Source organism: Bradyrhizobium sp. CCBAU 45321, from assembly GCF_028128975.1.
Taxonomy (GTDB): Bacteria; Pseudomonadota; Alphaproteobacteria; order Rhizobiales; family Xanthobacteraceae; genus Bradyrhizobium; species Bradyrhizobium yuanmingense.
The window spans coordinates 111,077-129,955 of record NZ_LFKZ01000002.1 but is presented as its reverse complement, the minus strand read 5'-3'; the positions used below and the strand labels follow the sequence as shown (position 1 = coordinate 129,955).

Below are 18,879 nucleotides of genomic sequence, written 5' to 3'. Positions count from 1 at the left end.
CGTTGCTGCGCGTCCGGGACACGGGTGAGCCTTAACGGCGGAGCCTTACTGCCCCCACACTTCCTTCGCGATCTCGACCGCGAGGCTGAGCTTGGCCCACTGCTCCTCCTCGGAGAGGATGTTGCCCTCTTCCGTCGAGGCAAAGCCGCATTGCGGCGACAGCGCGAGCTGCTCCAGCGGGGCGAACTTGGCGGCTTCTTCCAGGCGGCGCTTGATGTCGTCCTTCTTCTCGAGCTCGCCGAACTTCGAGGTGATGACGCCGACCACGACGACCTTGTTGCCCTTGGGCAGGAAGCGCAGCGGCTCGAAGCCGCCGGCCCGGTCGCTGTCGTACTCCAGGAAGTAGCCGTCGTAATTGGTGCCGGCGAGCATGGTCTCGGCCACCGGCTCGTAGCCACCCGAAGAAATCCAGGTCGAACGGAAATTGCCGCGGCAGACGTGGGTCGTCACCACCATGTCGGCCGGCTTCTCCGCCAGCGCGTAGTTGATGATGCGCGCATAGATCTGTTGCAGCCCATCTGGATTATCGCCGCGCTCGCGTGCCTTCTGCAATTCGTCCTGCGAGCAGAGATAGGCCCAGACGGTGTCGTCGAACTGGAGATAGCGGCAGCCGGCGTCGTAGAACGCCTTCACGGCCTTGCAGTAGGTCTTGCCGAGATCTTCGTAGAAGGCGTCGAGATCGGGATAAACCTCCTTGGAGATCGACTTGCGCCCGCCGCGGAAGTGGAGCACCGCCGGCGAGGGAATCGTCATCTTGGCGGTGACGTGGGCCTGGTCCGCGACCTTCTTCAGAAAGCGGAAGTGGTCCAGCATCGGGTGGCTGTCGGGAAAGTCGAGCTTGCCGATGACGCGGACCGCATCGTGACGGGTCTGCACGCCCGTGAACTGGATGCCGGTGTCGGGGTGAAACAGCTCGCAGCCGGTGAGCTTGGCCAGGAAGTCGAAATGCCACCAGGAGCGGCGGAATTCGCCGTCGGTCGCGAGCTTCAGCCCGATCGAGGCCTGCTTGTGCACGACCTTCTCGATCTCCGCGTCCTCGATCTTGCGCAGATCGTCGGCCGAGATCTCGCCCTTTTCCAGCCGGCTACGGGCTTCCTTGATCTTGGGCGGACGCAGGAGGCTGCCGACCTCGTCGGCGCGGAAGGGGGCTTTGGTTCGCTGCATGTGTCACTCCCTGGACATCTTAGTGGGCCGCCGCCCCGGCCACGCCGAGATGGCGCTCCAGGACAGAGGGGTCGGTCTTCAGCGCGGCGCTCGGAGCGTCGTGGACGATCGTTCCGCGCTCCAATATCACAACGCGATCGGCGAGCCCCAAGATCTTTTGGGCATTCTGCTCGACGATGATCGAGCAGATACCTCCGGACCGGGTGATGGTCCCGATCGCCTTCAAGAGTTCCTCGACGATGATGGGCGCAAGGCCCTCGGTCGGCTCGTCCAGCAGCAGGATTTTCGGATTGAGGGTAAGTGCGCGGCCGATCGCCAGCATCTGCTGCTCGCCGCCGGAGAGTTGGTTGCCGAAATTGCTCCGTCGCTCCTTCAGCCGCGGGAACATCTGGTAGACCTTCTCGACCGTCCAGGGACCGGGCTGCGCTACGGCGGTCATGTTCTCTTCCACCGTCAGCGAGCGGAAGATGTTACGCTCCTGCGGCACCCAGCCGATGCCGGCGCGCGCCCGCTCGTCGGGCCGCATCGCCGTGACATCGGTGCCGGCCAGCGCAATGGAGCCTGCGAAGCGGCGCGTGACGCCGACGATGGAGTTGATCAGCGTGGTCTTGCCGGTGCCGTTGCGCCCGAGCAGCGCCAGCACCTGTCCTTCGGCGAGACGGAGCGTCATCTTCGGCAGCACCACCGCCTCGCCGTAGCCGGCGCGAAGCGAATCGATCGCGAGCAGGTCAGACATCGACCGCCTCCTCGCCGAGATAGACCGCCTTCACCTGCGGATCGCGCGCGACCTCTTCGGGCGGGCCTTCGGTCAGCAGCGCGCCCGAGACCAGCACCGAGATGCGATCAGCAAAGGAGAACACGAGGTCCATGTCGTGCTCGATCAGGAGCACGGTGACGTCCCGCGGCAGGCTGCCCACAACGGCGAGAATGTCGTGGCGCTCGCTCTCGGGCACGCCGGCGGCGGGCTCGTCGAGAAGCAGCACGCGCGGCTTGGCCGCAATGGCCACCGCGATCTCGAGCAGGCGCTGCTTGCCGTAGGGCAGCGTCACGGTCTCTTCGTTCATGACGTCGAGCAGATGGAAGCGGGAGAGCAGATCGGCGGTCTCGCCATTGACGTCGTTGCGCGTGCCCATCCGTCGCCACCAGTCGCCGCCATGGCCGAGGCGCTCGGAGACCGCGAGCCCGATGGTCTCGAGCGGCGTGAGATCAGGATAGAGCTGATTGATCTGGAAGGTGCGCGACAGTCCGCGCAGCACGCGCTTGTGCACCGGCAGATCGGTGATGTCCTGACCTTCGAGCAGGATGCGGCCCGAGTTCGGCTTCAGCACGCCCGTGAGCTGGTTGATGACCGTGGTCTTGCCGGCACCGTTCGGGCCGATCAGCGCGTGGCGGGCGCCCTGCTCGACCTTCAAGGACAGATCGCGGGTGACGCGGAGGCCGCCGAACTGCTTCTCGAGATTTTGGGTTTCGAGCGCGATGGTCATGAATCGCTCTCCGGCACGGCAACGATCGCATTGCGCCCCGCAATCCGCCCGATGATCAGGTTCGGCACATACAGCACCCAGCGATGCAGGCGCTGGCGGCCGACCAGCACGATCACGACCAGCACGAGGCCGATCCAGAACTGCCAGTATTGCGGCGTGATGGTCGAGAACAATTCCTGGAGCAAGCGGAAGATCACCGCGCCGATCAGCCCGCCATAGAGATAGCCGGTGCCGCCGATGACCAGCACCAGCATCAGGTCCGCGGAGCGCTCCATAGAAAACACGTCCAGCGAGGCGATCGCGGTCGTCTGGGTGAACAGCGCCCCGGCAATGCCGGCATAGAACGCAGCCAGCGTATAGATCGCGACCAGGCGACGGTTGACCGGAATGCCAATGGCGGCGGCCCGGAGGGGATTGTTCTTGATGGCGCGCAGCGACAGGCCGAACGGGGAATGCACGACGCGGCGGGCGAACAGGAACAGCAGGAACAGCACGGCCAGCGAATAGAAGAAGCCGGCCTTGCCGAACATGTCGAACGGGATCTCGCCGAAGATCGGCTGCATCTCGATGCCCTGCAGGCCGTCGGTTCCGCCGGTGATATTGGAGAAGCGCTCGGCGAGCGCTTCCAGCAGCAACGCAATGCCGAGCGTCACCATCAGGCGCGTCAGGTCGACGCCGCGGATCACCAGAAAGCTGGTGGCAAAGCCGAGCACCATGGCGGCAAGGCCGGCGACGATCAGCGCCAGCACGGGCTCCTTGACGATGCCGTGCAGCGCCAGCAGCCCCGCGGCATAGGCGCCGACGCCGAAGAAGGCGGCATGGCCCAGCGAAACGATGCCGGCATAGCCGAGGATGAGATCGAGCGACATCGCGAACAGCGCGAGGCGCAGGATGTCGGTCATGATCAGATAGCGCGAGGGAAATGCGAAGCCGCAGGCCAGCACGATCAGCCAGAAGGCGATTTCGCCGTAGTGCCAGCGCGCCTTGCGCTGGGCATGATGGCCGACGTCGGAAGCAGCGCTCATCGGCGCACTCAACGCGCGGCCGTGCGGCCGAACAGGCCGTTCGGGCGCCAGATCAGGATCACGATCATGATGGTGTAGATCACGAAGGGGCCCATCTTCGGCACGTAATATTTGCCGGCGACGTCGCCGATGCCGAGCAGCAGCGAGGCGAGGAACGGGCCCGTTATCGAGGAGGAGCCGCCGACGGTGACCACGATCAGGAAGTAGATCATGAACTTCAGCGGGAAATACGGATCGAGGCCGAGGATCTCGGCGCTGAGCGCGCCGCCGAGGCCGGCGAGCCCGCAACCGAAGGCAAAGGTGAAGGCGAATACCTGCGGCACGTTGATGCCGAGACCGCTCGCGGCGCGGGGGTCATCGACCGCCGCCCGCAGGCGGCTGCCGAAACGCGTCTTCGCCAGAACCATTTGAAGCGCGATGGTCAGCAGACCGCAGATCACGATGATCATCAGCCGGTAGCGGCCGATACCGACGCCGAACAGATCGAACTGGCCTTGGAGCGCGGCGGGCAAATTGATGAAGACCCGCGAGGATCCCTGGATGTAATCGACGGCTGCCACCGACATGAAGGTCAGTCCGATCGTGAACAGCACCTGGTCGAGATGGCTGCGGGCGTAGAGATGACGGTACAGCGTCCGTTCGAGCGCGATGCCGATTGCAGCCGAGGAGACGAAAGCGAGCGGCAAAGCGGCAAAGAACGGCCAACCCATCCGGTTGACCAGCACCATGCAGATATAGCCGCCGGCCATGGCAAAGGCGCCATGGGCGAGATTGACGAAGTTCATCAGGCCGAGCGTGACCGCGAGCCCGCAGGCGAGCACGAACAGCAGCATGCCGTAAGCGACGCCATCGAACAGGTTGGTGAGGATTGCGGTCATCGGCAGTCGAGGGTCATCTCAAGTGTGGCCAAGGGCCGTGCTGCACTCCCTCTCCCGCTTGCGGGAGAGGGTTGGGGAGAGGGTCTTTCCACTTGGAGGACTCCCGACGAGGAGAGAACCCTCACCCGGCGCTCCGCGCTCACCTCTCCCGCAAGCGGGAGAGGTGAGGAGAGCCCCGGGATGACGCGCTTTCGCGCGTCACTTCTTGGTCTTGCCGAGATCTTTGACAGCCTCGAAGGTCGCGAACTCGACGTTGTAGAGTTCGCCATCCACTTTCTCGACCTTGCGGATGTAGATGTTCTGCACGATGTCGCGGGTCTCGGGGTCGATCGAGATCGGACCGCGCGGGCTCTCCCACTTCTGGCCCTTCATGGCCTCGATCAGCTTGTCGCCGTTGGTGTCGCCACCTGTCTTCTTCAGCGCCTCGTAGATCAGGTGGATGCCGTCATAGCCGCCCACGGCCATGAAGCCCGGACGGTTGCCGAAGGCCTTCTTGTAGGCCGCGACGAAGTCCTTGTTCATCTGCGAGGGGTGCGCCGCGGAATAGAGATGCGCGGTGACCGTGCCGAGCACGGCGTCGCCCATGTTGTTGAGCAAATCGTCGTCGGTGACGTCGCCCGGCCCGATCACCTTGATGCCGGCCTTGTCGAGGCCACGCTCGGCATATTGCTTCATGAAGTTGCCGCCCTGGCCCGCCGGCACGAACACGAAGATCGCGTCCGGCTTTGCGTCCTTCATGCGCTGCAGGAACGGAGCGAAGTCGGGATTCTGCAGCGGCACCTTGACTTCTTCGACCACCTCACCGCCGCCGGCCGTGAAATGCTGCTTGAAGAAGTTGAGCGCGTCATTGCCCGGCGCGTAGTCCGAGGTGAGCGTCGCGACCTTCTTGATGCCGTTCTTCACCGCCCAATCGCCGATGATGGTCGAGGACTGCGCCAGCGTGAAGCTGGTGCGCACGATATAGGGAGAACGTTCGGTGATAATGGAGGTGCCGGCCGCCATCACGACTTCAGGAATCTTGGCCTGGGTGGCCAGCGGCGCGGCGGCGAGCGCGGCCGGCGTCACGCCGAAGCCGGCGATGAAGTTGACCTTGTCGTTGACGATCAGCTCCTGCGCGGCAGTCTTGGTCTTATCCGGGATCGCCGCGTCGTCCTTGACGATGATTTCGATCTTCTTGCCGGCGACGGTGTCGCCCTTCTGCTGCATGTAGAGCTTGATCGCGTTCTCGATCTGCTTGCCGGTCGAGGCCTGGCCGCCGGTCATCGGCAGGATCAGCCCGATCTTGACCGTGTCTTGCGCCTTGGCAGGCGCGACGGCCGCGAGGCCCGCGCTCGCAACGACCGCTGCGGTGCGTAAAAAAATCCTGCGTTCGAACATCAGATGTCCCTCCCCTTCATTCCCTCACCTCTTGTGCGCCGGACCGAGTACCCGGTCCTTGCCGCGCTTCACTCACGGACAAGCCATGCCGTGCGGCCACATGGCGTCCTCTGCAACCCCGTTGTCAATCGAACGTTGGGCGACCATTCGGCGCAAGCCGCGCAATCTGCCTCAACAACGGCGGAGAGCTATTTGTACGATTGTACAAATGAAATGGTCCTGTCAACGAAAAAGCCCTGTGACACTGGGCCGGAGGGCGATGGCTTTGCCAGCCTACGAGGGCCGCACCACACCGGGGATGGAGGATTCAGTCTCTCATTTGCAGAATCCGGACATCTCAAGTGCGTCCGTGGCATTCCCCGTCCTACGATCCGTCCAATGACAAATACCCGGTGTATACCGTATCAACTGCCGCGACCTCATCAAGTGCAAAATATGCCTATTATAATACCTCCTCTGTATACAGCTTTACCTCCCTCGAATAGGCCAATTTTACGTATTGAGAGATATGGTTGCCGCTGACGCCTATGGCGCTCCACCATCCGCGCCCCGTCGGGGGCACGACCAGAGATATTCATGCGTTCTCTCTCGCTTTCGATCGCCGCCGCACTCGCCCTGCTCAATCTCGCAGGCTGCGGGACGGTCAACGAGAAGCTCTCCGCCGGGATGGGCGACTACGTCCCGCAATGGGCCGGCGGCCTGCCCGCCGATGCGCCGCCGCGGCCCGGCACCCCGCAATACGATGCCTACATGAAGGAGCGCGAGCGCAAGCGGCTGATGCCGGCGGCCGATCGCGAGAAGGAAGAACAGGCCCAGAAGGGCGCGACGGGGACAACGTCGTCTGGCGCGGGACGCTGAGGAAGCGAATGGCGAATAGGGAGTAGCGAATAGGGCGCTCTCCCGCTTCCACTCACTATTCGCCACTCTCCATTCGCTAATCCACGAACACCACGGTCTTGCGGCCGTTGAGGATGACGCGGTCGTCGAGATGGTAGCGGATGGCCCGGGCCAGCACGCGGCGCTCAATGTCACGGCCTTTGCGGACCAGATCTTCCGGCGTGTCACGATGGCTGATGCGTTCGACGTCCTGGTCGATGATCGGGCCCTCGTCGAGATCGCGCGTGACGTAATGCGCGGTGGCGCCGATCAGCTTGACGCCGCGCTCATGGGCTTGGTGATAGGGCTTGGCGCCCTTGAAACCCGGCAGGAACGAGTGGTGGATGTTGATGCAGCGCCCCGACAGCTTTGCCGAGAGATCGTCGGACAGGATCTGCATGTAGCGGGCGAGCACCACCAGATCGGTCTTCGTCTTGCCGACGAGGTCCATGATCTGTGTCTCCTGCTCGCGCTTGGTCTCCTTGGTGACGGGCAAATGGTGGAAGGGGATGCCGCCGAAATCGAGCCCGGCATAGACCTCGCGTGGGTGGTTGGAGACGATCGCGGTCGGAATCATCGGCAATTCGCCGGTTCGCCAGCGATAGAGGATGTCGACCAGGCAGTGATCGGACTTCGACACCAGCAGCATCACCTTGCGATGCGCAGCGCGGTCGCGCATCTGCCATTCCATGCCGAAACGCTCGGCGATCGCGGCGAAGCCGGTCTGCAGTGCCGCGAGTTCCACGGCAAGATCGGCCGCTGTGAACACCACCCGCATGAAGAACTTCTTGGTCTCGACGTCGTCGAACTGCTGGGCGTCGAGGATGTTCTGTCCGTTATGAGCAAGAAACGTCGACACCGCCGAGACGATGCCTGGGCGATCCGGACAGGACAGGGTCAGGACATATTGATGGTCGGGCAAGGCTCGGCTCTTGATGAAGGTTTGTGCAGCGGAACGATCCAGCTGATTGCGCCCTGCTCTAGCACCGACCCGCCCTTGCGCCAATCCCAGCCGCGGAGTCAGGATGAACGGACAATTGCGAATTCTCAACGGAGCACAGCCATGGCCGACCGCTTGAACGGCTACCGCATCCTGATCCTGGAAACGCGCGAGGAGGCGCAGTTTTCCAAGCTTCTGGCCGAGCAAGGCGCCGAGGTCGTGCAATGCCCGATGTTCACCATCCATGATGCGCCGGATCCGGCTCCAGTCGAGGCCTGGATCCGCCGCGCCATCGACAAGCCCTTTGACGATCTCGTGCTGATGACCGGCGAAGGCCTGCGCCGCATCATGAAGCTCGCCCGTGCCCGCGGGCTCGACGCCGCCCTTGTCGCGGTGCTCGCCAAAGCGCAAAAATTCACCCGCGGCCCGAAGCCGGGCAAGGCACTGCGCGAGATCGGCCTCGAGGCGCAGCAGACCACGGAGAAGCCGACCACCGAAGGCGTGATCGAGATGCTGGCCAGACTCCACCTGAAGGGGCGGCGCCTCGGTCTCCAGCTCTATCCCGACAAGGATCACAGCGCGCTGACCGGCGCGCTGGCTGCGCAAGGCGCCGACGTCGATACGGTGCTGCCCTACGTCTACGATTCCAAGGCTGCCGATGCCAACATCGTCGCCGCCATTGACGACATGGCAGAGGGACGCATCGACTCGATCGCCCTGACCAATCTCGGCCAGGTCCGCCGGCTGATCGAGATTGCCAAGGCGCGTGGCAGCGAGACGAAGCTGCGCGCAGGTCTCGAACGCACGCTGATCGCATCGGTCGGCCCGGCCGTTTCCGGCGAGCTCGCAGCGCATGGCTTGCGCACGGACGTCTCACCCGCCGACGAAGCCTACTTCATGCGTCCTCTGATCTCGGCCATGGCAACTGCGTTGGCCGACAGGAAAGCGGCCAGCGCAGCGAGGTAAGAGCCGAGCGCGGGGGCGGCCTGCGGCGGCTGCAATTGACACCGGCATCGCCAGCGTTAGGTTGCGCCACAGCAAGAAGAAACAACAAGGTTAAGGAAATCGCCGTGACACGCGTCATCGCGTTGTGAGCGCCACTGCACGACCTTCGGCGCTCGCGCCATTCCGCATCCGCAACTACCGCTTCCAGTGGCCGTCCGATCTGCTCACCTCCTGGGCCTTCGAGGTCGAGACGCTGGTGCTCGGCTGGTACGTCATCGTCGAGACCGGCTCGGTGCTGCTGCTCACGCTGCTGGCTTCACTCCAGTTCGTCGGAACATTGGTCGCGCCCGTGTTCGGCATGATCGGCGACCGAATCGGCCATCGCGATCTCCTGGTCGTCATGCGCCTTGCCTATACGGCGCTGTCGTCGACCATCATGGTCCTGGCGCTGAGCGGTCATCTGTCGCCGCTGAGCGTCATGATCATCGTCACGATCATGGGCTTGATCCGCCCCTCCGATCTCGGCGTTCGCGGCGCGCTGCTCGCCGATATCATGCCGGCCGAGCAGCTGGTAGGCGCCATCAGCGTTGCGCGCACGACCCAGGACAGCGCGCGCATTGCCGGAGCGTTGACAGGGGCCGGGCTGTTCGCCGTGCTCGGTATCGGCCTCGTTTATATGGCGATCGCCTGCCTTTACTTCACGGCAGCGCTTCTCATGCTCTGCCTGACTCGGCCGAAAAGGACCGTCATCACGAGCGATCTTCCCGCAAGCAGCCACACCGTTTCGCGGCTGCTTGGCGACCTCAAAGAGGGGATCGTTTATGCCTGGAACGGGCCGGCAATGCGCGCGGCGCTGTGCGTCGCTTTTCTGGCGAATCTCACCGCATTTCCTTTCACGGGCGGATTGTTGCCCTACATCGCGCGGGAGATCTTTCACACCGACCAGACCGGCCTCGGATATCTCTCGGCGAGCTTCGCCGTCGGCTCGCTGATCGGCTCCATCACGCTCAGCCTGGTCGGTGGCGTACGCATTGCCCGGCTTTTGATCGGCGCAACGCTGGCCTGGTACGCCATGCTGCTGGTGTTCGTCGAGGTCAGGACGATGCCGGTGGCGATGGCCTGCCTCGTCCTCGCCGGTATCGCCCAGAGCATGTCGATGATCTCGGCTGCCGTCATCCTGATGCGTACCGCGAGCGCACATCTGCGCGGCCGTGTCATGGGCGTGCGCATGATGGTGATCTATGGCTTGCCGATCGGACTGCTCGCGGCCGGCAGCCTGATCGACGCCATCGGCTATTCCGCGACGGGCGCGCTCTATGCCGGCGCAGGATTCGTCGCGATGCTGGCAATCGCGATCCGCTGGCGCGCCGATCTGTGGCCGGCGCACGCGCCGGCCAATGCGCGATGACGGCGTCCCCGCAACGACGTCAGACCTCCGCCGGCGGCGATCTCAGCGGAAGCAACGCCGCCACCCGCGAATCGCGCAAATAGAGACCGCCCCAGGCAAGACCAGCAAGATAGGCGCCGAACAGCATATGGCTGAAGAGCGGGTTGCCGACCCGCAAGTGAACAGCCACCGTGCCGCCCATATAGGCGGTCAGCAGGATCGCACCGAGCACGGCCGTTCGCGGGAGAGCGTAGAGCGCGATGCAGGCCAGCGCCACCACGCCCAGCGCGCGCGCCAGATCGGCCGACGGGGGATAGCCGAGCTCGGCGGTCGCGTTGATCACGACGTCCAGCGGGACGAGCTTCATCCCGGCATCAAACAACATGAAGGCAATCACGAGCCCGCTCATGACGGAGCCGGCCACATGTTTCGACTTGGACATCGTCATCACCCTACGACGCCTTCCCCTTGAGAAGCGCGACGATGGCCATTGCATGGCCATGGCCAAGGCCGAACTCGTCCTTGAGCGCGGCCACGATGGCGCCCGCTTTCACGCCGGCGGCCAATCCCGCCCCGGTCGAAAAACCCCGGTCCTTGCCCCATTTGCGAAATTGGTCCGGGCTCTTGCCGGTCTTGGCCTGGATGTTGTCGAGATAGGCCTTGAAACTCACCGCAGCGCTCCTCCGATATTCGCTCCACCAGCGCGGCCGGAGCGATCCAGGCATATTGCGGTCAGGACGCGGTCGTCTTGTATGAAAACGACAATTGCGGCCGCTCGCGCGAGAGGCGCGCAGGCGTCATGCCGATCAGTTGCCTGACCGAGCGGGTGAGGTGGGCCTGATCGAAATAGCCGGCACCCGATGTCGCGTCGAGAGCGGAGCTGCCGCTCACCAGCAAGGCCGCGGCGCGACGCGCCCGCTGGATCTGCTGATGGCTGCTGAACGTCATGCCCGTAACGCGGCGAAAGTGGCGCTGAACCGAACGCCGGCTCATCCAGTCGACGTCGCCGTCGATCGCCGCATCGGTCGCGTGGCTGCGTGCGATGACGCCCGCGCGCGCCATGCGAGCGACGAGACTTTCCGCATCGTCATAGCCTGGAATGTCCCAGCTTTGACCCGAAAACAGAAAACGGCTGTTGGGCAGCACCGGCAACTGCATATTTTGATGGTCGATCAGTGCGCTCGTCGGTATCTGCGGCAGGTAGGTTCCCAGCCGAAACCGGATCGCGAGCCATTCGCCGTTCGCGGGACACTCGACGAGTGTCCCGCGGGTGACCGGCCCTCGGAGCGTCACCGCCAGAAGCTCCGGGAGCCTGGTGACCACAAGCTCGATATTTCCCTCGGCCATCGACAGGAACGAGCCGCCACACCGGCTCCGGCTGCGCCATACCCGCTCGACGTAGGGCGAGTCCGACGTGCGATGGTCGAACTCTATGAGCACGGAAGCACCGGGAATGCGCAGATCATCGTTCCTCCCCGTAGCTCCCGAGCCGCGCGATATCGAGGATCGTGACCCCGCCATATTCGAGCCGCAGCAGCCCCTCCTTCTCCAGCCGGTTCAGCGCGCGGTTGGCGTTCTGGCGGGACATGCCGGAGAGCGCTCCGATCTCCTCCTGGGTGATCTCCAGATGCGCGGTCGATTCCGGATAGAGGATCGGGTTGAACAGCGAGGCGATGCTGCGGGCGAGGCGCGCGGTGGCATCGAGCGTGCGGTTGACCTCGAGCATGCCGATGAACTGGCCGAGCCGCTCGTTGAGCTGGCGCACCAGGAAGCGGTTGAAGCCGACGCTGTTCTCGAACAGCCACATGAAGGCGCTGCGTTCCATCAGCGCGATGCGGCTGTCGCGCAGCGCGACCACGTCGTAGCGGCGCGGCTCGTTCTTGAGCACGCTGCCCTCGCCGAACCAGGCCCCTGCCGTCAGCCCGGCAAGGCTGGTCTCCTTGCCGTCGCGCGAGACCCCGCCCATGCGGGCAAGGCCGCCCACCATGCCGGCCCAATAGGCAAAGATATCACCGCGCATGAACACGCTCTCGCCGGTGCCGTAGGACCGTTCCGTGATTCCGGCGCGCGCAACCTCGATCTCGTCTGGTGTGAGCTCACGGGACCAGGCGGCAATGCGCTTCAGATGATCCTCTGAAATCATGATCTCGAAGCCAGCCGCACCGTTCTGTCACCCCTTGCTCCTGTTGCACTGCAACAAAATCGCTTCGGCCCATCCATCCGACGAAAGATGAAGACCCGCTCGGGCCGACAAACTTTGTCGCAGAATTGTCAGGCCGGAGACATTTCAAAATAGCGCTTTCCCCTATTGAGGACCACCTCGGGCGATGCGGCTTTTGATCCCTCACGGGAACGAAGGTGGCGCCGGTCCGGTCGAGACCAATAGCTGCATGGTCTGGCCGGCACGACCGTACTAGGATCGCCTGGCAGGAACGGAAGAGCGCCAATCAAGCGCCATCACCGGGAGGGATTCGTTTGGTGGCTACCAGTCTCGAAGTGCGCGGCGTGTCCTTACGATTCGGCGGCGTCCGTGCGCTGACCGACGTCAGCTTCGCCATCAGGGATGGCGAGCTGTTCTCGATCATCGGCCCCAACGGCGCCGGCAAGACCTCGATCGTGAACTGTATTTCCGGCCGCTACAAGCCGACCGAAGGCCAGCTGTTCTATCAGGACCGCGACATCACCGGCTTGACGCCGAATGCCCGCGCCTCACTCGGCATCGGCCGCACCTTCCAGAATCTCGCGCTATTCCACCACATGAGCGTGCTCGACAACATCATGGTCGGCCGCCATCACCTGCTGAGGAACAATTTCCTCACAGGCTCGCTGTACTGGCTCACCGGCGCGCGCAAGGAGGAGCTCGAGCACCGTCGCAAGGTGGAAGAGATCATCGACTTCCTCGATCTGCAGTCGGTGCGGAAGGCCACCGCCGGCACCCTCTCCTACGGCCTGCGCAAGCGCGTGGAGCTCGCCCGCGCCATGGCGCTGGAGCCGCGCCTGATCCTCCTCGACGAGCCCATGGCCGGCATGAATTTCGAGGAGAAGGAGGACATGGCCCGCTACATCGTCGATCTCAACGAGGAGTTCGGGATGACGGTGGTGATGATCGAGCACGACATGGGCGTGGTGATGGATATCTCCCACCGCGTCATGGTGCTGGATTTCGGCAAGAAGATCGCCGAGGGCGATCCGGCGACCGTGCTCGCCGATCCGCACGTCAGGCGCGCCTATCTCGGCGAAGAGGACGAGGTGCTGGTCGATCCCGATGATGCCTCTCCGGCGCAGGAGAGCGCGGCATGATGGATTATGCGGGCCGCGTCGCGCAGGCCGACACCTATCCGAAGATGCTCCGGCTCAATGCCAGGGAGCACGGCAACGAGATCGCAATGCGCGAGAAGGATCTCGGGCTCTGGCGCATCTTCACCTGGAACGACTATCAGTCGCGCGTGCGCGATTTCGCGCTCGGCCTCATCGAGCTCGGCCTGGGCCGCGGTGACGTCATCGGCATCATCGGCGACAACCGGCCCGACTGGGTCGCGGCAGAAGTTGCGACGCATGCCATTGGCGGCCTCAGCCTCGGGCTCTATCGCGACGTGCTGGACGAGGAAGCTTCCTATCTCCTCAACTATGGCGAGGCGCAGCTGGTCTTCGCCGAGGACGAGGAGCAGGTCGACAAGCTGCTCATCCTTGCCGAGCGCGTGCCGAAGCTGAAGCACATCATCTATTCCGATCCGCGCGGGATGCGGAAATACGACGACCCGCGCCTGATGCCGGCGGAGAAGTTCGCCGAGCTCGGCCGCGCCCGCGCTGCACGCGAGCCGGAGCTCTACGACAGGCTGGTCGATGCCACGAGGGGCGAGGACGTCGCGATCCTGTGCACCACGTCCGGCACCACCTCGCATCCGAAGCTCGCGATGCTCGCCGCCGGCCGCGTACTCGGCCATTGCGCCACCTATCTCGCCTTCGACCCCAAGGGTCCCGACGATGAATATGTCTCGGTGCTGCCGCTGCCCTGGATCATGGAACAGGTCTACGTGCTCGGCAAAGGTCTGCTCTGCCGGATGAAGATCAACTTCGTCGAAGAGCCGGACACGATGATGAACGATCTGCGCGAGATCGCACCGACCTTCGTGCTGTTCGCGCCCCGCGTCTGGGAATCGATTGCCGCCGACGTCCGTGCCAAGGTGATGGACGCAACGCCCTTCAAGCAGCGCCTGTTCGACATCGGTATGAAGTCGGGCCTTGCCGCGCTCGAACAGGGCAAGAGCTCCGGCTTTGCCGACGCGATCCTGTTCCGCGCGCTGCGCGATCGCCTCGGCTTCACCCGGTTGCGCTCGGCCGCGACCGGCGGTGCGGCGCTCGGGCCTGACACCTTCAAGTTCTTCCAGGCCATGGGCGTGCCGCTGCGCACGCTCTACGGTCAGACCGAGCTGCTCGGGGCCTACACGCTGCATCCCGAGGGCAAGGTCGATCCTGATACCACCGGCGTACCGATGGCCGATAATGTCGAGATCCGTATCGACAATGCCGACGTCCACGGCGTCGGCGAGATCGTCGTGCGGCACCCCAACATGTTCCTCGGCTACTATAAGAACCCCGAGGCCAGCGTCGCCGACATCAAGGACGGCTGGATGTGCTCGGGCGACGCCGGCTATTTCAACGCCAACAACCAGCTCGTCGTCATCGACCGCATCAAGGATCTCGCCGAAACCTCGCGCGGCGAGCGCTTCTCGCCGCAGTTCATCGAGAACAAGCTGAAATTCTCGCCCTATATCGCCGAAGCCGTGGTGCTTGGGGCCGGCCGTGACGCGCTCGCGGCAATGATCTGCATCCGCTACTCCATCATCTCGAAATGGGCGGAGAAGAACCGGCTCTCCTTCACGACCTACAGCGACCTCGCCTCACGGCCGGAGGTCTACGCCCTGCTGCAGAAGGAGGTCGAGACCGTCAACGGCACGCTGCCGCCGGCCCAGCGCATCTCGCGCTTTCTGCTGCTCTACAAGGAGCTCGACGCCGACGACGGCGAGCTCACCCGGACGCGAAAGGTGCGCCGCGGCGTCATCAACGAGAAATACGCCGGCATCATCGATGCCATCTACCGCGGCGATTCCGACATCCCCGTCGACACCGTGATCCGCTTCCAGGACGGCACCACGCAGCGGGTGCGAACGACGCTGCGGGTGGTGGACCTCGGCGGGCTCGGGCACAGGGCGGAGGCTGCGGAGTGATACAGATCCTCGTTATGCGCGGGCTTGACCCGCGCATCCATCCTCTTCCGAACAGTCTTCCTTCCGCATCGATGGACTGCCGGGTCACGCCCGGCAATGACGGGCCGAGTCACCCAACATGAACACCGCCTTCCTCATCCAGCTCCTGGTCAACGGCCTCGTGGTCGGCACGCTCTATGGCGTGGTCGCGATGTCGTTCGTGCTGATCTACAAGGCGACGCAAGTCGTCAACTTCGCGCAAGGTGAATTGCTGCTGGTCGGCGCCTGGGTGTGCTGGGCCTTGCTTGCGAAATACCAGGTGCCGTTCTGGATCGGCATGCCGATCACGCTGGTGTTCATGTTCGTGTTCGGCATCGCGGTGCAGGTGCTGATCCTGCGGCCGATGATCGGCGAGCCCATCATCTCGGTGATCATGGTGACGATCGGCCTCTCCACCGTGCTGCAGGCGACGCTGAAATGGATGTTCGGCGTCAATCCGCAGCCGTTCCCGCGCGTGTTCGAAAGCCAATCGGTCGACCTGTTTGGACTGCAGATCCAGACCGTCTACGTCATGAGCCTCGTGGTGTCGGTCGCCATGATGATCGGCATGGCCTGGTTCTTCCGCGCCTCGAAATACGGCCTTGCGATGCGCGCCACCGCGTTCAACCAGCAGGTCGCGCAGTCGCTCGGCATTTCCGTCAAGAGCGTGTTCGCGATGGCCTGGGCGATCTCGGCGACGGTGTCGGCGGTCGCGGGCGTCGTCGTCGCCGTGGTCAATGGCGTGTCCTCGGGCCTTGCTGCCTACGGCATCAAGGTGTTTCCGGCGGCGATCCTCGGCGGGCTCGATTCCGTCGGCGGCGCGGTGCTCGGCGGCATCATCATCGGGCTTTTGGAGAACGTCGCCCAATATGTCGACAGCGAGTATCTGCACTGGGGCAATCTCTACGAGATCGCGCCGTTCTACGTTCTCATCATCGTGCTGATGATCAAGCCCTACGGCCTGTTCGGCACCCACGACATCGAGCGGATCTGACCCATGGCCGGCCCTGCCCTCATTCCCGCTGGTGATTTCCGCACCACTTACGCCGCGGACACCACGATCTTCCCGACCACCACCAGCCGCAACTTCGCGATTCTGGGCGTCGCGCTGCTCTGCCTCGCGCCGCAACTCTTCAGCGGCTACTGGCTCAGCATCTTGATCCAGATCGGCATCTTCTCGATCGCGGCGCTCGGCCTCAACATCCTGGTCGGCTTCACCGGCCAGATCTCGATCGGACACGCGGCCTTCTTCCTGCTCGGCGCCTTCACCTCGGCCTACATCTCCAACAATGCGCCGATCCCGGTGTTCTTTGCGATCCCGCTCGCGGGGCTCGTGACGGCGCTGGTCGGACTGGTCTTCGGCATTCCCGCGGCGCGGCTGAAAGGACTCTACCTCGTCATCGCGACGCTCGCCGCACAATACATCCTGCTCGACTTCTTCTCGCGCGCCGAGTGGTTCTCAGGCGGATCGGTGCCGGCAAGCGCCGAGCCGTTCTCGATCTTCGGCTACACGCTGCGGGGCGACCGGCAATATTTCTATGTCGTGCTGGCCTACGTGCTCTTGAGCTACATCCTCGTCACCAACCTGATGCGCACGCGCGATGGCCGCGCGCTGGTGGCGATCCGCGACCATTATCTCTCCGCCGAGATCATGGGCATCAACCTCACCAGGTACCGCACGCTGTCGTTCGGTCTCGCCGCCTTCTTCGCCGGCATCGCGGGCGCGCTCTACGCGCACTATCAGCTCGTGGTCTCCCAGGAAGGCTTCGGCATCGAGCGCTCAATACTGTTCCTGGCCATGATCATCATCGGCGGCACCGGCTCGATCATGGGCACGCTGATGGGCACCGCCTTCGTGGTGCTGCTGCCCGAGGCGATGGAGTTCATCAGCCATCATTTGAAGGGCGGCGCGATCGACAAGGCGCTCTCGCTTAACACCAACATCACCTTTCTGCGCGAGATCGCGATCGGGGTGATCATCATCGCATTCCTGATGTTCGAGCCCGATGGGCTCGCGCATCGCTGGCGACAGATCAAGGCGTATTGGAAACTCTACCCGTTCTCGCATTGAGCACGGCTACTTCACTTAAACGATAACAGGAGGAACCAACCCATGAAGACCAAATCGCTTTTAAGCACCGCGTCGCTCGCGTTTGCGATCGCTGGTTTTGCGGCCAGTGCGCAGGCCCAGATCGCCGTCGGCCATCTCGCCGACTACTCCGGTGCGACGTCGGACGTTGGCACGCCCTACGGCCAGGCCGTCGCCGACACCTTTGCCTGGATCAACAAGAACGGCGGTATCGGCGGCAAGCAGGTCAACCTCGATACCAACGACTACGGCTATCAGGTGCCGCGCGCGATCGCGCTCTACAAGAAGTGGTCGGCGCCGGATGGCAAGGTTGCAACGATCATGGGCTGGGGTACCGCCGATACCGAAGCGCTGACCGGCTTTGTCGCGCAGGACAAGATTCCCTATATCTCCGCCTCCTACGCGGCGGCGCTGACCGATCCGGAAGGCGTGAGCGGCAAGGCCAAACCCGCGCCCTACAACTTCTTCTACGGCCCGAGCTATTCGGACGCGATGCGGGCATTGGTGACCTGGGCAGCGGAAGACTGGAAGGCCAAGGGCAAGAGCGGTAAGCCGAAATTCGTCCATATGGGCGGCAATCATCCGTACCCGAACGCGCCGAAGGCCGCCGGCGAGGCGATCGCCAATGAGCTCGGCTTCGAAGTGCTGCCGCCGATCGTGTTCGCGCTGACGCCCGGCGATTACTCCGCGCAATGCCTCAGCCTGAAGAGCTCCGGCGCCAACTACGCCTATCTCGGCAACACCGCAGCCTCGAACATCTCCGTGCTCAAGGCCTGCAAGACCGCCGGCGTGGACGTGCAGTTCCTCGGCAATGTCTGGGGCATGGACGAGAACGCCGCCAAGACCGCGGCTGACGCCGCCGACGGCGTCGTCTTCCCGCTACGCACGGCCGTAACCTGGGGCGGCAACGCGCCAGGCATGAAGACGGTGATGGAAATCTCGAAAATATCGGATGCAAGCGGCAAGGCCTATCGCCCGGTGCACTATATCGCAGGCGTCTGTAGCGCTCTCTACGCCAGGGAAGCGCTCGACTGGGCCGCCAAGAACGGAGGTGCCACCGGTGAGAACGTCGCCAAGGGCTTCTACCAGAAGAAGGACTGGGTGCCGGCCGGCATGGACGGCGTCTGCAATCCCTCGACCTGGACCAACAAGGACCATCGCGGCACCCTCAAGGTCGATCTCTATCGCACCAAGGTCTCCGGTTCGACCAATGCCGACCTGAACGACCTGATGGCCAACGGCACGATCAAGCTCGAGAAGGTCAAGACCGTCGAGCTGCCGCGCAAGCCGGAATGGCTGGGGTGGTGAGCCCGGCTTTCACCACGCGAACACTGTCATCCCTCGCGTTGTGCGCAATTGCGCACCCGGGCGGGGGATCCAGTACGCTGCGGCTTCTCGATGAATCTCAGGCGCCTCTGGAATACTGGGTCGCCCGGTCAAGCCGGGCGACGACAGCGGAGTTTGAAGC

General features: G+C 63.8%; 19 protein-coding genes. 8 read left to right on the top strand and 11 right to left on the bottom strand.

What is annotated here, in order from left to right; all coding sequences use genetic code 11:
• Positions 1–45 precede the first annotated feature (45 nt).
• From ACM43_RS00630 to ACM43_RS00605, 6 genes are all read right to left on the bottom strand, one after another.
• Positions 46–1,164 carry a cobalamin-independent methionine synthase II family protein gene (locus ACM43_RS00630; protein WP_271537385.1) on the bottom strand — a complete coding sequence of 373 codons (1,119 nt, stop codon included), beginning with the start codon at positions 1,162–1,164 and terminating at the stop codon, positions 46–48.
• 19 nt (positions 1,165–1,183) lie between these two features.
• Positions 1,184–1,900: an ABC transporter ATP-binding protein gene (locus tag ACM43_RS00625; RefSeq protein ID WP_271537383.1), complete on the bottom strand. Its 717-nt coding sequence runs from the start codon at positions 1,898–1,900 to the stop codon at positions 1,184–1,186.
• Positions 1,893–2,648 (bottom strand): ABC transporter ATP-binding protein, encoded by a 756-nt coding sequence (locus tag ACM43_RS00620; RefSeq protein WP_271537381.1) that lies wholly within the window; start codon positions 2,646–2,648, stop codon positions 1,893–1,895. Before ACM43_RS00620 ends, ACM43_RS00625 begins: the two co-directional genes overlap by 8 nt.
• Positions 2,645–3,673, bottom strand: a complete 1,029-nt coding sequence (locus tag ACM43_RS00615; protein ID WP_128266401.1) for a branched-chain amino acid ABC transporter permease — start codon at positions 3,671–3,673, stop codon at positions 2,645–2,647. Before ACM43_RS00615 ends, ACM43_RS00620 begins: the two co-directional genes overlap by 4 nt.
• 8 nt (positions 3,674–3,681) lie before the next feature.
• Positions 3,682–4,551, bottom strand: a complete 870-nt coding sequence (locus tag ACM43_RS00610; protein WP_036015727.1) for a branched-chain amino acid ABC transporter permease — start codon at positions 4,549–4,551, stop codon at positions 3,682–3,684.
• A 198-nt stretch (positions 4,552–4,749) separates the two neighbouring features.
• The gene (locus ACM43_RS00605; protein ID WP_271537378.1) at positions 4,750–5,928 is read right to left on the bottom strand and encodes an ABC transporter substrate-binding protein; all 1,179 of its coding nucleotides are present in this window, start codon (positions 5,926–5,928) and stop codon (positions 4,750–4,752) included.
• Between the two features lie 576 nt (positions 5,929–6,504).
• On the opposite strand from ACM43_RS00605, the gene ACM43_RS00600 reads away from it, so the two are divergent.
• Positions 6,505–6,786 (top strand): hypothetical protein, encoded by a 282-nt coding sequence (locus ACM43_RS00600; RefSeq protein ID WP_271537376.1) that lies wholly within the window; start codon positions 6,505–6,507, stop codon positions 6,784–6,786.
• Between the two features lie 76 nt (positions 6,787–6,862).
• Here the strand turns inward: ACM43_RS00600 and purU are convergent, their stop codons facing one another.
• Positions 6,863–7,726: a formyltetrahydrofolate deformylase gene (gene purU / locus ACM43_RS00595; RefSeq protein WP_036015720.1), complete on the bottom strand. Its 864-nt coding sequence runs from the start codon at positions 7,724–7,726 to the stop codon at positions 6,863–6,865.
• A gap of 141 nt (positions 7,727–7,867) precedes the next feature.
• On the opposite strand from purU, the gene ACM43_RS00590 reads away from it, so the two are divergent.
• Both ACM43_RS00590 and ACM43_RS00585 read left to right on the top strand, forming a co-directional pair.
• Entirely contained in the window at positions 7,868–8,710 is an 843-nt protein-coding gene (locus ACM43_RS00590) for a uroporphyrinogen-III synthase (RefSeq protein WP_271537373.1), read from the top strand.
• Positions 8,711–8,834: 124 nt separating this feature from the next.
• Positions 8,835–10,097, top strand: coding sequence for an MFS transporter (locus tag ACM43_RS00585; protein ID WP_271537371.1), 1,263 nt, complete (start codon positions 8,835–8,837; stop codon positions 10,095–10,097).
• A 19-nt stretch (positions 10,098–10,116) separates the two neighbouring features.
• Here ACM43_RS00585 and ACM43_RS00580 read toward each other — a convergent pair whose 3' ends face one another.
• The 4 genes from ACM43_RS00580 to ACM43_RS00565 form a co-directional block, all read right to left on the bottom strand.
• Positions 10,117–10,518, bottom strand: a complete 402-nt coding sequence (locus tag ACM43_RS00580) for a DoxX family protein (RefSeq protein ID WP_442869235.1) — start codon at positions 10,516–10,518, stop codon at positions 10,117–10,119.
• Between the two features lie 10 nt (positions 10,519–10,528).
• Positions 10,529–10,747, bottom strand: a complete 219-nt coding sequence (locus ACM43_RS00575; RefSeq protein ID WP_036015710.1) for a DUF4287 domain-containing protein — start codon at positions 10,745–10,747, stop codon at positions 10,529–10,531.
• 61 nt (positions 10,748–10,808) lie between these two features.
• Positions 10,809–11,516, bottom strand: coding sequence for a helix-turn-helix domain-containing protein (locus ACM43_RS00570; protein ID WP_271537366.1), 708 nt, complete (start codon positions 11,514–11,516; stop codon positions 10,809–10,811).
• Positions 11,517–11,538: 22 nt separating this feature from the next.
• On the bottom strand, positions 11,539–12,219 hold the full coding sequence (locus ACM43_RS00565; protein WP_157285540.1) for a Crp/Fnr family transcriptional regulator: 681 nt from the start codon (positions 12,217–12,219) through the stop codon (positions 11,539–11,541).
• A 335-nt stretch (positions 12,220–12,554) separates the two neighbouring features.
• Here ACM43_RS00565 and ACM43_RS00560 point away from each other — a divergent pair, with 335 nt between their 5' ends.
• The 5 genes from ACM43_RS00560 to ACM43_RS00540 all read left to right on the top strand — a co-directional run bounded on the left by ACM43_RS00560 (position 12,555) and on the right by ACM43_RS00540 (position 18,719).
• Positions 12,555–13,376, top strand: a complete 822-nt coding sequence (locus ACM43_RS00560) for an ABC transporter ATP-binding protein (protein WP_128266395.1) — start codon at positions 12,555–12,557, stop codon at positions 13,374–13,376.
• Positions 13,373–15,304 (top strand): long-chain fatty acid--CoA ligase, encoded by a 1,932-nt coding sequence (locus ACM43_RS00555; protein ID WP_271537361.1) that lies wholly within the window; start codon positions 13,373–13,375, stop codon positions 15,302–15,304. The genes ACM43_RS00560 and ACM43_RS00555 overlap by 4 nt, the downstream gene beginning before the upstream one ends.
• Positions 15,305–15,422: 118 nt before the next feature.
• Positions 15,423–16,316 (top strand): branched-chain amino acid ABC transporter permease, encoded by an 894-nt coding sequence (locus ACM43_RS00550; protein WP_036029874.1) that lies wholly within the window; start codon positions 15,423–15,425, stop codon positions 16,314–16,316.
• Between the two features lie 3 nt (positions 16,317–16,319).
• The gene (locus tag ACM43_RS00545) at positions 16,320–17,393 is read left to right on the top strand and encodes a branched-chain amino acid ABC transporter permease (protein ID WP_057028716.1); all 1,074 of its coding nucleotides are present in this window, start codon (positions 16,320–16,322) and stop codon (positions 17,391–17,393) included.
• 42 nt (positions 17,394–17,435) lie between these two features.
• Positions 17,436–18,719 carry an ABC transporter substrate-binding protein gene (locus tag ACM43_RS00540; RefSeq protein ID WP_036015698.1) on the top strand — a complete coding sequence of 428 codons (1,284 nt, stop codon included), beginning with the start codon at positions 17,436–17,438 and terminating at the stop codon, positions 18,717–18,719.
• The last annotated feature ends 160 nt before the right edge of the window (positions 18,720–18,879 follow it).

Bases quoted from the DNA above. Each gene is read 5' to 3' on its own strand.
- ACM43_RS00545 (WP_057028716.1), top strand. From the start codon at position 16,320: ATGGCCGGCCCTGCCCTCATTCCCGCTGGTGATTTCCGCACCACTTAC.
- ACM43_RS00620 (WP_271537381.1), bottom strand. From the start codon at position 2,648: ATGACCATCGCGCTCGAAACCCAAAATCTCGAGAAGCAGTTCGGCGGC.
- ACM43_RS00615 (WP_128266401.1), bottom strand. From the start codon at position 3,673: ATGAGCGCTGCTTCCGACGTCGGCCATCATGCCCAGCGCAAGGCGCGC.
- ACM43_RS00625 (WP_271537383.1), bottom strand. From the start codon at position 1,900: ATGTCTGACCTGCTCGCGATCGATTCGCTTCGCGCCGGCTACGGCGAG.
- ACM43_RS00610 (WP_036015727.1), bottom strand. From the start codon at position 4,551: ATGACCGCAATCCTCACCAACCTGTTCGATGGCGTCGCTTACGGCATG.
- ACM43_RS00565 (WP_157285540.1), bottom strand. From the start codon at position 12,219: ATGATTTCAGAGGATCATCTGAAGCGCATTGCCGCCTGGTCCCGTGAG.
- ACM43_RS00580 (WP_442869235.1), bottom strand. From the start codon at position 10,518: ATGTCCAAGTCGAAACATGTGGCCGGCTCCGTCATGAGCGGGCTCGTG.
- ACM43_RS00555 (WP_271537361.1), top strand. From the start codon at position 13,373: ATGATGGATTATGCGGGCCGCGTCGCGCAGGCCGACACCTATCCGAAG.
- ACM43_RS00590 (WP_271537373.1), top strand. From the start codon at position 7,868: ATGGCCGACCGCTTGAACGGCTACCGCATCCTGATCCTGGAAACGCGC.
- ACM43_RS00605 (WP_271537378.1), bottom strand. From the start codon at position 5,928: ATGTTCGAACGCAGGATTTTTTTACGCACCGCAGCGGTCGTTGCGAGC.
- ACM43_RS00540 (WP_036015698.1), top strand. From the start codon at position 17,436: ATGAAGACCAAATCGCTTTTAAGCACCGCGTCGCTCGCGTTTGCGATC.
- ACM43_RS00630 (WP_271537385.1), bottom strand. From the start codon at position 1,164: ATGCAGCGAACCAAAGCCCCCTTCCGCGCCGACGAGGTCGGCAGCCTC.
- ACM43_RS00600 (WP_271537376.1), top strand. From the start codon at position 6,505: ATGCGTTCTCTCTCGCTTTCGATCGCCGCCGCACTCGCCCTGCTCAAT.
- ACM43_RS00550 (WP_036029874.1), top strand. From the start codon at position 15,423: ATGAACACCGCCTTCCTCATCCAGCTCCTGGTCAACGGCCTCGTGGTC.